The sequence below is a fragment of the Thermophilibacter provencensis genome (assembly GCF_030372065.1).
In the GTDB taxonomy this organism is placed as follows: Bacteria; Actinomycetota; Coriobacteriia; order Coriobacteriales; family Atopobiaceae; genus Thermophilibacter; species Thermophilibacter provencensis_A.
Genome location: NZ_JAUDEA010000006.1, coordinates 41,684 through 54,359 on the forward strand (window position 1 = coordinate 41,684; position 12,676 = coordinate 54,359).

The 12,676-nt window shown below is 67.7% G+C and carries 13 protein-coding genes; 1 reads left to right on the top strand and 12 read right to left on the bottom strand.

Features of this window, described 5'->3' with window-relative positions:
* Positions 1 to 66: 66 nt before the first annotated feature.
* Positions 67 to 921 (top strand): DegV family protein, encoded by an 855-nt coding sequence (locus tag QUW25_RS05185; RefSeq protein ID WP_289511155.1) that lies wholly within the window; start codon positions 67 to 69, stop codon positions 919 to 921.
* Positions 922 to 1,108: 187 nt separating this feature from the next.
* On the opposite strand, the gene QUW25_RS05190 is transcribed toward QUW25_RS05185, so the two are convergent.
* The 12 genes from QUW25_RS05190 to QUW25_RS05245 form a co-directional block, all read right to left on the bottom strand.
* Positions 1,109 to 1,810, bottom strand: coding sequence for a 5'-methylthioadenosine/adenosylhomocysteine nucleosidase (locus tag QUW25_RS05190; RefSeq protein ID WP_289511156.1), 702 nt, complete (start codon positions 1,808 to 1,810; stop codon positions 1,109 to 1,111).
* A gap of 9 nt (positions 1,811 to 1,819) precedes the next feature.
* Positions 1,820 to 2,308, bottom strand: a complete 489-nt coding sequence (locus QUW25_RS05195; protein ID WP_289511157.1) for an S-ribosylhomocysteine lyase — start codon at positions 2,306 to 2,308, stop codon at positions 1,820 to 1,822.
* A 267-nt stretch (positions 2,309 to 2,575) separates the two neighbouring features.
* Positions 2,576 to 3,340 carry a mechanosensitive ion channel family protein gene (locus QUW25_RS05200; protein ID WP_289511158.1) on the bottom strand — a complete coding sequence of 255 codons (765 nt, stop codon included), beginning with the start codon at positions 3,338 to 3,340 and terminating at the stop codon, positions 2,576 to 2,578.
* A 73-nt stretch (positions 3,341 to 3,413) separates the two neighbouring features.
* Positions 3,414 to 5,918 (bottom strand): ATP-dependent helicase, encoded by a 2,505-nt coding sequence (locus QUW25_RS05205; protein ID WP_289511159.1) that lies wholly within the window; start codon positions 5,916 to 5,918, stop codon positions 3,414 to 3,416.
* A 177-nt stretch (positions 5,919 to 6,095) separates the two neighbouring features.
* Positions 6,096 to 6,551: a MarR family winged helix-turn-helix transcriptional regulator gene (locus QUW25_RS05210; RefSeq protein WP_289511160.1), complete on the bottom strand. Its 456-nt coding sequence runs from the start codon at positions 6,549 to 6,551 to the stop codon at positions 6,096 to 6,098.
* A 154-nt stretch (positions 6,552 to 6,705) separates the two neighbouring features.
* Positions 6,706 to 7,551: a Cof-type HAD-IIB family hydrolase gene (locus QUW25_RS05215; RefSeq protein ID WP_289511161.1), complete on the bottom strand. Its 846-nt coding sequence runs from the start codon at positions 7,549 to 7,551 to the stop codon at positions 6,706 to 6,708.
* Positions 7,551 to 9,305 (bottom strand): class I mannose-6-phosphate isomerase, encoded by a 1,755-nt coding sequence (locus QUW25_RS05220; RefSeq protein WP_289511162.1) that lies wholly within the window; start codon positions 9,303 to 9,305, stop codon positions 7,551 to 7,553. The genes QUW25_RS05215 and QUW25_RS05220 overlap by 1 nt, the downstream gene beginning before the upstream one ends.
* 6 nt (positions 9,306 to 9,311) lie before the next feature.
* Positions 9,312 to 9,650, bottom strand: a complete 339-nt coding sequence (locus QUW25_RS05225) for a hypothetical protein (protein ID WP_289511163.1) — start codon at positions 9,648 to 9,650, stop codon at positions 9,312 to 9,314.
* Positions 9,651 to 9,744: 94 nt separating this feature from the next.
* Complete coding sequence (locus QUW25_RS05230) at positions 9,745 to 10,593, bottom strand: PTS system mannose/fructose/sorbose family transporter subunit IID (protein WP_289511164.1); 849 nt, start codon at positions 10,591 to 10,593, stop codon at positions 9,745 to 9,747.
* Positions 10,593 to 11,450 (bottom strand): PTS mannose/fructose/sorbose/N-acetylgalactosamine transporter subunit IIC, encoded by an 858-nt coding sequence (locus QUW25_RS05235; protein WP_289511165.1) that lies wholly within the window; start codon positions 11,448 to 11,450, stop codon positions 10,593 to 10,595. Before QUW25_RS05235 ends, QUW25_RS05230 begins: the two co-directional genes overlap by 1 nt.
* Positions 11,451 to 11,550: 100 nt before the next feature.
* A complete protein-coding gene (locus tag QUW25_RS05240) occupies positions 11,551 to 12,048 on the bottom strand; it encodes a PTS system mannose/fructose/N-acetylgalactosamine-transporter subunit IIB (protein WP_289511166.1) in 498 nt (165 codons plus the stop codon).
* Between the two features lie 65 nt (positions 12,049 to 12,113).
* Positions 12,114 to 12,545, bottom strand: a complete 432-nt coding sequence (locus QUW25_RS05245) for a PTS sugar transporter subunit IIA (RefSeq protein WP_289511167.1) — start codon at positions 12,543 to 12,545, stop codon at positions 12,114 to 12,116.
* Between the last annotated feature and the right edge of the window lie 131 nt (positions 12,546 to 12,676).

The following is a 12,676-nucleotide window of genomic DNA, read 5'->3' on the forward strand; positions in this document are numbered from 1 at the left end:
GGGTCTATAGTCTAGCCAACATGATACCGACCGTGACGAGAGGCGTCACGTCATGAGGGGGAAACCATGAACGAGCAGCGCATCGTCGTCATCACGGACTCCGGCACGGACACGCCGGCGGACTTTGCCGCCGCCCATGACGTGCGCGTGATCCCGCTGCGCATCAACTACTCCGACGGCTCCACGTACGAGAACGGCGTGGACATCACGGCCGAGGAGGTCGTCGAGCGCTTTGCGGAGGAGATTCCCACCACGTCGCTGCCCTCCCCCATGAAGGTCCGCGACACCCTCGAGCGGGCGCGCCGCGACGGCTACGTGGGCGCCGTCGTGGTGACCATCTCCTCGGGGCTCTCCGCCACCTTTGAGACCATCTCCATGGTGGCGCGTCAGATGGAGGACTTCCCCGTGGTGATGGTGGACACCAAGAGCATCGGCATCGCCGCCGGCTTTGTGGTCATGGAGGCCGTGAGGCAGATCGAGGCGGGCATGCCGCTCGAGCGCCTCGGCAGCGTCCTTGCGGCGGTGAGCGAGCGCGTGCGCGTGTTCTTCTCGGTACAGAAGCTGGACTTCCTGCGCAAGGGCGGCCGCATCAGCGAGGCCGTGTACCGCGTGGGATCCGTGCTCAACATCAAGCCGGTCCTCACCTGCAGCCCCGAGGGCAAGTACGTCATCGAGAAGAAGGCGCGCGGCTGGCAGCGGGCGCTGGAGACGCAGATCGCCCTCGTGGCCGAGCAGGCCGCGCGGTGGCCGCAGGTGCGCCTGGCCGTCTGCACGTACGACCCGCGCATACGAGAAGAGCTGGTGCTGCGACTGCGCGAGCGCATCGGCAACGCCGTCGAGATCCTGCAGACCGGCCTCTCGGCCGACCTTCTCGTCCACACCGGCCCCACCCTCGTGGGCATGGGCGTGATGGGGCTGTAGCCTTCTGCTCCACCCGTCCGGCGTGGGCCGGCGGTAACATCCGGCGCTCAGACAGCTTCGCCGCAAAGGGCGCGGCTGCAGAACTCGCGGCGGACGTTACCGCCGGCCCACGCCTACTCGTTTGGGACAGAAGCGTTTGCACGCGCGCCTCGGCAGCCCCCTCTCGCCGGGGGGGCGGGCAGGTTGCCTACAGGCCAGCCACCATGTGCTCGACGATCCTGGCGCAGCGCTCGGCAGAGGCGCGCTCGAAGGTCGCGTAGTCCATGGCCTGGCCCTCGGTGCCCGGCTTGTCCGAGATGGCGCGCACCACGACGAAGGGCACGCCGTTGGCCTCGGCCGCCTGGGCGATGGCCGCCCCCTCCATCTCGCAGCAGAGCGCGCCGAAGGTGTCCACGATGCGCCTGCGGGTCTGCTCGTAGCACACAAACTGGTCTCCGGAGGCCACGCGGCCGGCGAGCACGTGCACCTCGGGCGCCGCCTCTGCGGCCGCGGCGAGGGCCGCGTTGCGCAGAGCCTCGTCCGCGACAAACTCCACGCGCTCACGTCCGGGGATGAGGCCGGGCTCGTAGCCGAGCTCCTCGACCTCAAAGTCGTGCTGGACGCAGTCAGTTGAGACCACGAGGTCGCCAATGTCCAGGCGCTCCGAGTCGAGCGAGCCCGCGATGCCGGTGTTGATGAGGTGCGTGCAGCCAAAGTGATCGGCCAGAACCTGCGCGCAGATGCCGGCATTCACCTTGCCCACGCCGCACTTGACCACCACCACGTCCTTCTCGCCCAGGCGGCCGGAGCAGTAGTCCGTGCCGGCCACGTGCTGTGTGCTCGCATCCGAGAGCTCCGCCTTGAGGTGCTCTACCTCCACGTCCATGGCCCCGATGATTCCGATCTTCATGTGTGCCCCCTAGTCCTCCGGGTAGACGAGATGCGCCTCGTCGATGTTCTCCAGCGTGTTCGTCACGTAACGGCGCGCCCACCACTTGGCCTGGGCGAGGTCCGCGTCGTGCCAGTTGCCGCACTCCTCCGGGCGCGCGCCGGGAATCTCCCCCTCGAAGTCGCGGACAAACTCGAAGGTCTCGCGCACGAGCGGCGCCACCTCGGCGGAGGTGTGCTCGCCAAAGAGAATGAGGTAAAAGCCCGTGCGGCAGCCCATGGGGCCAAAGTAGACCACGCGCTCACGCCAGTCGGGGCTGTTGCGCAGGTACGTGGCGCCCAGGTGCTCGATGGCGTGCACGGCAGCGGTGTCCATGACCGGCTCGCGGTTGGGAGCCGTGAGCCGCAGGTCAAAGGTGGTGACAACGGCGCCCGTCGCCGGATCGGCGTCCATGCGGGACACGTAGACGCCCGGCTCGAGCGTGAGATGGTTGACGGTGAAGCTGGCGATCTTCTCCATGGGGCCTCCGGAGTAGCAGGTTCTTCTCGGCGGTTCTTCTGTCTTCAAGTGTAGCGAGTCGACATCTCACGGAAAACGTGGGGCGGGCGCGTTGCAGCCCCGTCCGCGGCAGGCGCGGCGCCGTTGTGTGCGGTTTTTTGAAGGGACCCCCAGTAGAGCCAGCATGAGCGGAGAAAAACCGCAGGTAGCGGGCGTACGGCCAAACGCTCTACTCAGGGTACCGCTCAAAAACCACACACAACAGCGAAGGGTGCCTCATAGAGCTCGCTACAGCGCACTTGCGAGCCAGGGACGCCCGGAGAGAGAGCGCGCCAGGCGGTCCTGTGCCGTGGAGAAGACCACGTCGGGCAGGACGTGCAGGCGAACCTCGCCCTGCGTGCCGTAGGCGGAAAACGCCGTGAAGATCACGTCCGTCTCAAACGCGGGGTCGAGAAGGTCAGCGAGCTCCCGCGCGGCCACCTGACAGCACTCCTTCGCCACGGCGTTGAGGTCCGCGCCCGGCACCACCGCGATGGGCACCCCGCAGTAGCCCACGCTCCAGGGCGTGATGCGCGTGAGCGCGGTCTTGGAGAGCACTGAGTTGGGGATGACCTCCACCGCGCCGCCGCGCATCATGACGGAGGTGCTGCGCCACGTGACGTCGGTGACCTCGCCGGTCACGTCGCCCACGGAGATGTGGTCCCCGGGCTGGACGGACTTGCTCAGCATGAGGCTGATGCCGCCGATGATGTTGGAGATCGTGTCCTGCATGCCCAGGGAGACGGCGATGGACACCACGCCGAGGGCGGCCACAAAGCCGGCGGGGTCCACGCCAAAGACGGGGCGCATCACGCAGAGAAGGGCAAGCACCCAGATGACGGCGCGCACGATGTTGATGAAGAGCGAGGCGCTCGGCAGGTTGGAGGCGTCGAGCACCTTGTGCATGAGGCGCACGACAACGCGCTCGACCAGCCACGCGATCACCATCGCCACGACGAGCGTCACGCCCTTGTCGAGCCACCCGCCCGCGTCTATGCCAATGAAGTGCTCCATCACGTTCCTCTCGTCCGTCACAAGCTCGATCTATGCGTACGCATAAATGTTACGAAGGGACTGTCCCTTTGTATCATCCCTCGATCTTGACGATGGGGGCAAAGCCCTTGAGGAGCTTCTTCGTCTTTCCCGTGCGCGTGAACTTGACCTCAATGGTGTCCCCCGAGGTGGCAAGGACCACGCCCGGGCCAAAGGTCTTGTGAGAGACGTGATCGCCGGGGGCAAAGCTTGCGGCGGCGCGCGCGGCATCCGGCTTAGTGACGCTCGTGGGACGCGGGGCGTCGGAGGGGCGAGAAGAGCCCCCGGTCGAGCGCGTGCGCGAGCCGAAGACGTTGCCGCCGTAGACCGACGAGCCCCGGCCGCTGCCGAAGGTGCCGTGACGGTCCCCGCGCTTCTCCCAGCCCACGCCGGAGAAGCCCGAGGAGCCCACGCCCACGCGCTCCACGTCCGCGTCGGGGATCTCGCGCAGAAAGCGGCTCGGCGCGTTAGCGGCCACAGAGCCAAAGGTGCGCCTCGTGGTGGCATGCGTGAGGTAGAGCTTCCTGCGGGCGCGCGTGATGGCCACGTAGGCCAGGCGGCGCTCCTCCTCCACGCTCGCCTCGTCGCTCTCGTAGGAGGCGTGCGGGAAGATGCCCTCCTCCATGCCGGCAACGAACACCACCGGAAACTCCAGGCCCTTTGCCGAGTGAATCGTCATCATCGTGACCGCATGCGTCTGACCGGCAAGAGAGTCCAGGTCAGACCTCAGGGCAAGCCACTCGATGAGTGCCGGCAGCTTCTCGGACGCAACGGGAGGCCTGAGGGGAGCGGGCGCCGAGGCGGCGTCCCCAGCGGGCGAATCGCCTTGGCGAGCGAGCGAAGCGAGCGCTGAGCCCGTCGGGGACGCCGCCTCGGCGCCGGATGGCTCAAGCGCACCCGCAGCACGCAGCTGCGCCAGGCTCTCAAGCGTCTCCACCGCGTCGTGCGTCTCGTCGAACTCGGCGGCAACGCCCAAAAACTCCTTGATGTTCTCGATGCGGCCGTCCGCCTCCACGGAGTGCTCCGCCTCGAGGGCCTTGATGAGGCCGGCGCGGTCCACGATGGCGTCCACCACGTCGGCCAGCTCGCCGGTGAAGTGACGCGCCGCCTCGATGGTGCCGGTGAACTCCGAGAGCGCCTGGCGCACCTTGGCGCCGAGCAGGCCCGTCTCGGCAATTGCCAGCTCGCAGGCGCTGAAGAACGAGATGCCCTCGTCGGCCGCGAGCTCGCGGATCTTGGCGATGGAGGTGGTGCCGATGCCGCGCCGCGGCGTGTTGACCACACGCAGCGCCGCCACGTCGTCATCCGGGTTCACGACGAGCTTGAGGTAGGCCATGACGTCGCGGACCTCGGCGCGGTCGAAGAAGCGCGTGCCGCCCACGATCTTGTAGGGCACGCCCGCGCGCAGAAACATGTCCTCGAGAATGCGCGACTGCGCGTTGGTGCGGTAGAAGACGGCCACGTCGTCGTAGCTCGTGCCGCCATCGTGGAGCTTCTCGATCTCCGAACCGATCCAGCGGCCCTCGTCGCGCTCGTCGGCGGCCTGGAACACGCGGATCTTCTCTCCGTCGCCCGCGTCGGTGAAGAGGCGCTTGGGCTTGCGGCGCGCGTTGTTGGCTACGACGGCGTTGGCGGCGGCGAGGATGTGGCCCGTCGAGCGGTAGTTCTGCTCGAGGCGCACCACGCGAGCGTCCGGGTAGTCCTTCTCAAAGTCCAGGATGTTCTGGATGTCCGCGCCGCGCCAGCTGTAGATGGACTGGTCGTCGTCGCCCACGACCATGAGGTTTCTGTGGCGGGCGGCCAAAAGGTTGGTGATCGCGTACTGCACGTGGTTGGTGTCCTGATACTCGTCCACGCTGATCTGGCGGAAGCGGTCCTGGTAGCGCTCCAGCACCTCGGGGTGCTTGGCCAGAAGCTCAAAGGCCTTGACGAGAAGGTCGTCGAAGTCGAGCGCGTTGGCCTTGGCCAGGCGCTGGTCGAGCGCGCGGTACACGCGCCCCGCCGCGCGGTCGGCCGGGTTGGACGAGCTCTCCAGCTCCTCGGGGCCCACCATCGCGTTTTTGGCAGCGGAGATCTTGGCGCGAATGGAGTTCAGCGGGAACTGCTTCTGGTCGATGTCGAGGTCGGCCATGATGGTCTTGACCAGGCGGCGCGAGTCGTCGTCATCGTAGATGGTGAAGTTGGGGCGGTACCCCGCGAGCTCGGGGTCCTCGCGCAGCATCCGCACGCACATGGCGTGGAACGTGCAGACCCACATGCCGCGCGTGCCGTACGGCAGCAGGGCCTCCAGACGCTCGCGCATCTCGGCGGCTGCCTTGTTGGTAAAGGTGATGGCGAGCACCTGCCAGGGCTTGACGCCCTCGTCGGCGATCATGTGAGCGATGCGGTACGTGAGCACGCGCGTCTTGCCCGAGCCCGCGCCCGCGAGCACCAGAAGCGGGCCGCGCGTGCACTCGACGGCCTCCCGCTGGGCCGGGTTGAGCCCGGCGAGGTCGATGGTCGGCGCCGGCGCGGCAAAGCCGCCGGCTGCGGCAAACAGGGTCTGCTGGTCGTAGGTCATGTGACTCCCAGGTTCTTCTCGGCAGAACTCGTGCCATACGAGTGTAGCCGCACGACCGGACAGAAATGACCGCACGGAAAGAAGAACACAAGGGCCGGGCACAGGGCGCGGGGCGCCGGTCGGGCGGGAGCGCGCGGACGAGCCCCGGCCCGGCGACCTCGGCGGCGGCGCGTCGCGCTACTTCTTCTCCGCGTCGGAGTCGCCGATGGTGATGTCCTTGTCGTAGGTGAGGCTGTAGGCTACCTCGAGGCCGCGAAGCAGCTCGCGGGCGTCGTGCTCGCCCATCCTCTGCAGCGTCGCCGCCAGGCTCGAGACGCCGCTCGAGCTGTGGTCGTGCGCGTAGCTGTGCCCCTTCTCGGTGCAGTAGGCGATCACGCGGCGCCGGTCCTGCTCGTCGGGGACGCGACGAACGTAGCCCTTGGCCTCGAGCGAGTCCAGGATCCTCGTCATGCGGGGTCGCGTGTAGCCGAGCTTCTCGGCAAGGTCGGACGGGTTCATCCCCCCGTCCTGGCGCGAGAGGTACTCCAGGACCGGGTCCTCCCCCATCGACATGCCGTACGCCGTGCCAATCGAGCCCTTGGCAACGCCTCGCGAGTACATGATGAGCTTTTTCGCTGCGTCCTCGTAGTCCATCGCCGCGCGACTCGTCCTTTCCAGCGAGCTCGCGGGGTCCCAACCCCCCGCCCCGACATCTGGCTGAACGATAATAGTAGCAACATTTTGCGCGCCGTCCACAGCGTCACCCCCCGAGCATCACCGGAAAAACTTCTCTCGATGCGGCGCCGCCTCAGCCAAGAAGCGAGAATATCGTCTCGGCAAAGCCGTCATGGTCGTTGTCGAGCGCCGTCACGTGCGCGGCCGCGGCGCGCACCTCGGCGGGAGCGTTGGCCATCGCCCAGCTCTGCGGGACAGCCCTGAGCATGTCGACGTCGTTTCCCCCGTCGCCGAACGCCGCAGCGTCTCGCTGCGAGATGCCGAGGTGCTCGCAGACCGCGCGGACCCCCCTGGTCTTGCTCGCCTCCCCGCTCATCACCTCGCACAGGGTCGCCGACGAGCGCACCACGGCGAGCGAGGGAAACGCCGCCCCCACCTCGCGCTCGGCGCGCGCGATGGCGTCGGGCTCGCCCACGAGCAGGAACTTGTGAAGCCCGCGCTCCGTGAAGTGGTCCTCGAGCCTGCCCTCGACCGACCGCACGCCCACGATTCGCTCCTCGCGGACGACGCGGGGGTCGCTGCGGTCCGACGTCACCCAGCTGTGGTAGCCGTAGGCCATGCAGCACACGTCGGGCGCGTCGCAAGCGACGTAGTCGCGCACCTCGAGCGCGCAGCCGAGCGCGATGGGGCAGCTCAGCAGCTCGGCGCCTGCGGAGTCGAGCACGTATGCGCCGCTGTAGCACACGAGCGGGCCGGGACGTCCCAGCTCGCCCTGGATTCCCGAGAGCGCCTCGGGCATGCGCGCCGACACGAGCACGAGCGGCACGCCGCGCTCGGCGAGCGCGCGGGCGGCTGCGGCGGTGCGCGGCGTCACGCGGTGCGAGCCGTCGAGCAGCGTCCCGTCCACGTCGGTGAACACGGCCGACGGCAGGCCGCGCACGTCCTTCTCGCTCTCCGTCAAGATGCGCTCCATCTCCATCACCCCTCCGTCCCGCGCACGTGCGCCCGCACGAGCACGGCATCCGATCCGCCGACGTTTTCCACCGTGAAGCGCCCGGTCGCGGCGGGTGCGACGAAGGTCTCCACGCGGTGCACCGCCATGGGCTCGAAGGCCCCCGCGGGGCTCCCCACGACCACCTCGTCGCCCGCGACCAGGTTGAGCACGCTCACCGTGCCCCGCGTGTCGAGAAGGACGCGCGCGCCGGGCCCGATCGTGTAGCGGCGCGTCTCGAGCGGCTCGAGCTCGTGCAGGCCCGTGCGCTCCACCCGCGCCGCGCCGCACGGCTCGTCTACCTCACGCGCCCGGCCGACCAGGTTGCGCCGCACCCACCCCTCGTCGCGGTCCCAGCGGATGACCCGCCCGCCGTGCTCCAGGTGCACCGGGCGCGGGCGGCCGTCCAGGCCCGTGCGTCCCCAGTCCCAGAGCTTGAACGTGAAGATGTAGGGTGTGGCGCTCACCTCGAGCACCATGGTCCCCGCGCCGGAGCAGTGCACGGTGCCGGCGGGGATGAGGAAGTGGTCGTGGGGCCGCGCGGGGAGGCGGTTCACGTAGCGCTCCGCGTCAAAGGGCTCGCCGCCCGCGTTCGCCCGCTCGAGGGCCGCCATCATCTCCCCGGGGTCGACGCCCTCCCTCAGCCCGAGGTAGACGCAGGCACCCTGCTCGGCGTCAAGGACGTAGTAGCTCTCGTCCTGGGTGTAGGCCATGCCGAAGGCGCGCCTGATGTAGTCGGTCGTGGGGTGGACCTGCAGGCTCAGGTTCTGCCCTCCCATGGTGTCCAGCAGGTCAAAGCGAATGGGGAACTCCGCCCCGTAGCGCGCGTAGACCCCCTCGCCCAGCAGGGGCACCGGGCGCAGGAGCGTGAGGTCCATCGCCGGCACGCGCACCACCGCGTTGTCAAAGGCCAGGGCCAGCGCGTTCTCCTCGGGCACGCCGTCGAACGACCACGCGTAGTTGGGCGCCCCGTCGGGCAGGTCGAACCTCTCGCGCATCCACTGCCCTCCCCAGACGCCCGGGTCAAAGTAGGGCACCGTGCGAAACGGTCGGCTCGACGCCACGTCCAGGGCCTCGGCCAGCGCAGGCCCCGCGACGGCGCGCGGCGACCCGGCGTCGACGGTGTCCACGACAAAGTCAGCCCGGCCGAGCAGACTCGCCTTGTGGCGGTCCGCGAGGCGCCACTCCACGAAGTAGCCGCGCTTGAACTTGCGCAGCGGTTCGTCCCCGCCGTTGTCGCAGCGGTAGTTGGGCATTCCCGCGCGGTAGCGAAGCTGGATCTCCCAGCGCGTCACGTCGCAGTAGACGAGCACGTCTCCCGGGTGCACGAGCGCCGCGCCAAACCCGCACACGACGACGAGCCCGCGCGCCCCTCCCACGCGCTCGCGCGCCGAGGCGAGCGATTCGGCGTCCATGAAGTCCTCGAGCTCGCCGAAGCACATGCGCCCGAAGACGCGGTCGTCGGTGAGGAAGGGCTCCATGCGCCGCGTGAGCTCGTCGGGCTCGGGAAAGAGCTCGCGGGTGTCGACGAGGACCTCGGGCCGCAGGCGCGCGAGCGCCTCCAGGACCTCGTCGTCGTGGACCCCCGGATAGGAGTCGCAGGCCACGACCACGCGGTCCGCGCCCGATAGGCGAAGCGCACCCACGCGCCGTGCGAGCGCGCCCACGAGCGCCTCGTAGCCGAGAAGGACCTCGTGCCCCGGGACCCTCAGCGTTGGGAACCTGTCATAGCGCCCGGCCACCGTCCCCTACCTCCCCTCGCCCTTCTTCGCACCCTCGCCGTCGCCCCGCGCGTCGAGGTCCACGCCGGCGGCGTCAAGGATCGCCCTCACGTTGCGCTTGGCGTTGGTGGTCCCCACCTTGAGGACGACCGAGATCGCGGCGCCTACGGCGAGCAGCGCCACCCCGAGCGCGCCAAACCCCGCGCCGCCACCGCCGTAGAAGCCCCAGTACCCCACGATGAAGCCCAGGGCGAGCAGCGAGTAGCCGATGCGCAGCCACACGTTCAGCCGCTGGATGGCATCGGTCTGGAGCTTGGCCTCGCGAACGAGGTCCGCGCGGGTCCAGCCTGAGGTGTCAAGAGCCATGGTCTGTCCTCTCTAAGGCAGGGAGCCCGGGCCGCGCAGGGGAGATGGCGGCCCGGGCAGAAGGAGGTATTCGAGTGGTTCGGTACGGACGTGACTAGGCGGTCGGGGCCGCGATCGTGGCGGCACCGAAGAAGCCCACGGCGGCGCCGACGAAGGCGATGACGAGCAGGATCAGCATCGTGACGATGGGGCTGACCTTCTTCTTGGTCATGAGCCACCAGCACAGGATCGTGAAGCCCAGGGGCAGCAGCTTGGGGTAGATGCCGTCGAGCGTGCCCTGGAGCGTGCCGCCGCCGGGGAGCTGCAGCGACGTGGAGATGGAGACCCAGGTGGCGCAGACGGCGCCGATGACCATGGTGCCGACCATCACGATGGCGTCGCGCAGCGCGGTGGCGTTGGGGCCGACGAGGGCCTCGACCGCGGCGCCGCCGAGGTCGTAGCCACGATAGTACGCAAGGCGCATGCCGAAGTAGGCGAGCAGGTTCCACACCACGATGTAGAAGATGGCGCCGAGCGGGCTGCCACCCTCGGAGAGGCCCATCGCGATGCCGAGCAGGATCGGGATGAGCGTGCCGACAATCAGGGAGTCGCCGATGCCGGCGAGCGGACCCATGAGACCGGCGCGGATGCCGTTGATGGTCTCGTCGTCGATGGCCTCGCCGTTGGCGCGCGCCTCCTCGAGGCCCACGGTCACGCCGACGATCATGGAGCCGATCTGCGGCTCGGTGTTGAAGAACGCCGAGTAGGTGGTGAGGGCCTTCTGCTGGTCCTCCTTCTTGTCGTAGAGGTCCTCGACGATCGGCAGCATGGAGACCAGGTAGCCGAAGGTCTGCATGTGCTCCTGCGAGAAGCACGTGAGGTTGCCGTAGTACCAGTTGCGGAAGGACTTGGCGAGGGCCCTCTTGGAGACCTTCTTGCCTCCCTTGGCGGTGGTGTCAGCCATTAGATGTCCTCCTCTTCCTCGTCGTCGGCCGAGGTGAGCTCGCCGGATGCGGCGGCGACCACGGGACGGTTCTTGAGCGTGGAGATCTGGAAGTTGATGAGCGCGAAGAAGCAGGCGATCGCGGAGGCGGCGATGAGGTTGCAGCCCATGACCGCGGCGAGCGTGAAGCCGAAGAAGAAGGTCAGGAAGTCGGTGGGCTTGGCAATCACCTGCTTGAGCAGGATCGCGATACCGACGCAGGGCAGAAGCGAGCCGAGCGCGAAGAGCGTCTTCATGGGCAGGCCGTCCATGGGCAGGCTGTTCATGATGAAGCTCACCATGTCCTGGCCAAAGTACACGATGACGAACGTGGGAATGAAGGAGCAGACGATGTGGGAGATCCAGGGCAGGACCATGTCCACGAGGTAGAGCTTGTGGGTGTCGCCCTTCTCGAGCCACTTCCAGCCCATGCCCTGCCAGGCGAGGTTGATGGTGGCGGTGCCGTAGAAGAGGATGGCGCCGAGGGTGCCGCAGGTGGCGCCGAGGGTCGTGGCGAGGGCGGCGGCGTCGGCGGAGTTGGGGTCGAGGCCCTGGGCCTTGACCGCCATCATGGCGAGCGGGATGCCGATGTAGCACGCGGCGCGGACATCGGCGGAGACGGTGCCGCCGGGGGTGACGAGCGCGATGTAGACCACCTGGATGGCCATGCCCACGATGATGCCGAGGGTCATGTCGCCCAGGATGATGCCGACGATGAGGCCGGCGACGAGCGGGCGCCCGAGCGTGTAGTTGCCGATGGACGTGCCGCCGAGGCCGGGCATCGACGCCAGGCAGGCGAACAGTCCCAGCAGTGCCGCCTGGAACACGTTAATAACCATTGCTTACCACCTTTCCGTGAGCTGTCCCCTAGGGACATTATGATTGCCGAAGCGGCGGCATCCCGGGACGTGCCGCCACGAAGCAACATGAGAGGCTGGGCTAGAACCCAAACTGACCGCGGAACTTGTCCCAGGTGCCGGTCTCCTTGTCGGGGATCAGGCGGAAGTCGACGGTATAGCCCTTCTTGGAGATGGCCTCGAGCGCCTCGGCCTCCTCCTGGGTGATCGACTGGTTGTTGCCAATCTTGGTGGTGCCGGGACGGTCGTTGCAGGGCCCTACGATGACGGTCTTGACGTCATCGGGAACAAAGCCAAAGTTCACGAGAATCTCGGCCATGTCGACGGGGTTCTTGGTGATGAGGAAGTAGCGGGTCTTGGAGTCGCGGACGGTCTGCGCCTTCTCCTTGAAGTGATCCATCGTCCACACGAAGGTCTTCTTGTCCGGAGCGGCGCTCTTGTAGGCGCTCTTGAGGACGGGGTTCGACGCCGCGGCGTCGTTGACGGCGATGATGCCGTCGCAGGGGTACTCGAGGGCCCAACGGGTGACGGTCTGACCGTGGATCATGCGGTCGTCGATGCGGACAAACGAAACTGCCATGTTCTTCTCCTTACTCGTGTTGCTATCCAATGGCGGGCGAACCCGCCGTCCTTGCGTCATGCGGGCTAGAGGTCCTCGTCCTCCTCGTCGGAACCAAGGTCGAGTGCCATCTCGCTCATGGCCGCCTGGCCCTCAGAGAGCATCGAGGCGCACAGGGCGTCCTCGTCATCGGACTGGAGGTCAAACGCCGCCGTGAGCGCCATGGGGAGGTTCATCCCGCCAAAGGCGCGCGCCTGGGCGAGAAGCCCGTGGGCGGCAAGCGTGTTGAGCGCGTTAGTGAGCGGCGAGCCGCCGATGAGGTCGCCGAGGACGATCACGCGGTCGTTCAGGGTAATGGGGGCGATGACCTCCTCGAGCTCGGCAACAAACTGGTCGGCGCCCTCGCCGTCGCGAAGGCTGCAGCTCAAGATGTCGTCGCGCTTTCCCACCAGCATGTCGAGCACGCTGTGGAGGCCGGGGGCAAAGGTTCCGTGGCTGACCAGGAGCAGGTATCTCATCTTGGGTGTCCTTTCGTCGCTGATTTGCCGTAGCTTGACTCTCGCTGAAAATGATTGTCGTTATTAACTATTAACGGCACAATCAGATAGTTGTCAGCGGTAACTATTCGTCGGTTAACGGTAGCAACTAT

What these genes read in the sequence shown, in the direction of transcription:
- QUW25_RS05240 (WP_289511166.1), bottom strand. Translation starts at nt 12,048, where the DNA reads ATGGCAGTTTCGTTTGTCCGCATCGACGACCGCATGATCCACGGTCAG.
- QUW25_RS05185 (WP_289511155.1), top strand. Translation starts at nt 67, where the DNA reads ATGAACGAGCAGCGCATCGTCGTCATCACGGACTCCGGCACGGACACG.
- QUW25_RS05205 (WP_289511159.1), bottom strand. Translation starts at nt 5,918, where the DNA reads ATGACCTACGACCAGCAGACCCTGTTTGCCGCAGCCGGCGGCTTTGCC.
- QUW25_RS05190 (WP_289511156.1), bottom strand. Translation starts at nt 1,810, where the DNA reads ATGAAGATCGGAATCATCGGGGCCATGGACGTGGAGGTAGAGCACCTC.
- QUW25_RS05225 (WP_289511163.1), bottom strand. Translation starts at nt 9,650, where the DNA reads ATGGCTCTTGACACCTCAGGCTGGACCCGCGCGGACCTCGTTCGCGAG.
- QUW25_RS05245 (WP_289511167.1), bottom strand. Translation starts at nt 12,545, where the DNA reads ATGAGATACCTGCTCCTGGTCAGCCACGGAACCTTTGCCCCCGGCCTC.
- QUW25_RS05200 (WP_289511158.1), bottom strand. Translation starts at nt 3,340, where the DNA reads ATGGAGCACTTCATTGGCATAGACGCGGGCGGGTGGCTCGACAAGGGC.
- QUW25_RS05195 (WP_289511157.1), bottom strand. Translation starts at nt 2,308, where the DNA reads ATGGAGAAGATCGCCAGCTTCACCGTCAACCATCTCACGCTCGAGCCG.
- QUW25_RS05215 (WP_289511161.1), bottom strand. Translation starts at nt 7,551, where the DNA reads ATGGAGATGGAGCGCATCTTGACGGAGAGCGAGAAGGACGTGCGCGGC.
- QUW25_RS05235 (WP_289511165.1), bottom strand. Translation starts at nt 11,450, where the DNA reads ATGGTTATTAACGTGTTCCAGGCGGCACTGCTGGGACTGTTCGCCTGC.
- QUW25_RS05230 (WP_289511164.1), bottom strand. Translation starts at nt 10,593, where the DNA reads ATGGCTGACACCACCGCCAAGGGAGGCAAGAAGGTCTCCAAGAGGGCC.
- QUW25_RS05210 (WP_289511160.1), bottom strand. Translation starts at nt 6,551, where the DNA reads ATGGACTACGAGGACGCAGCGAAAAAGCTCATCATGTACTCGCGAGGC.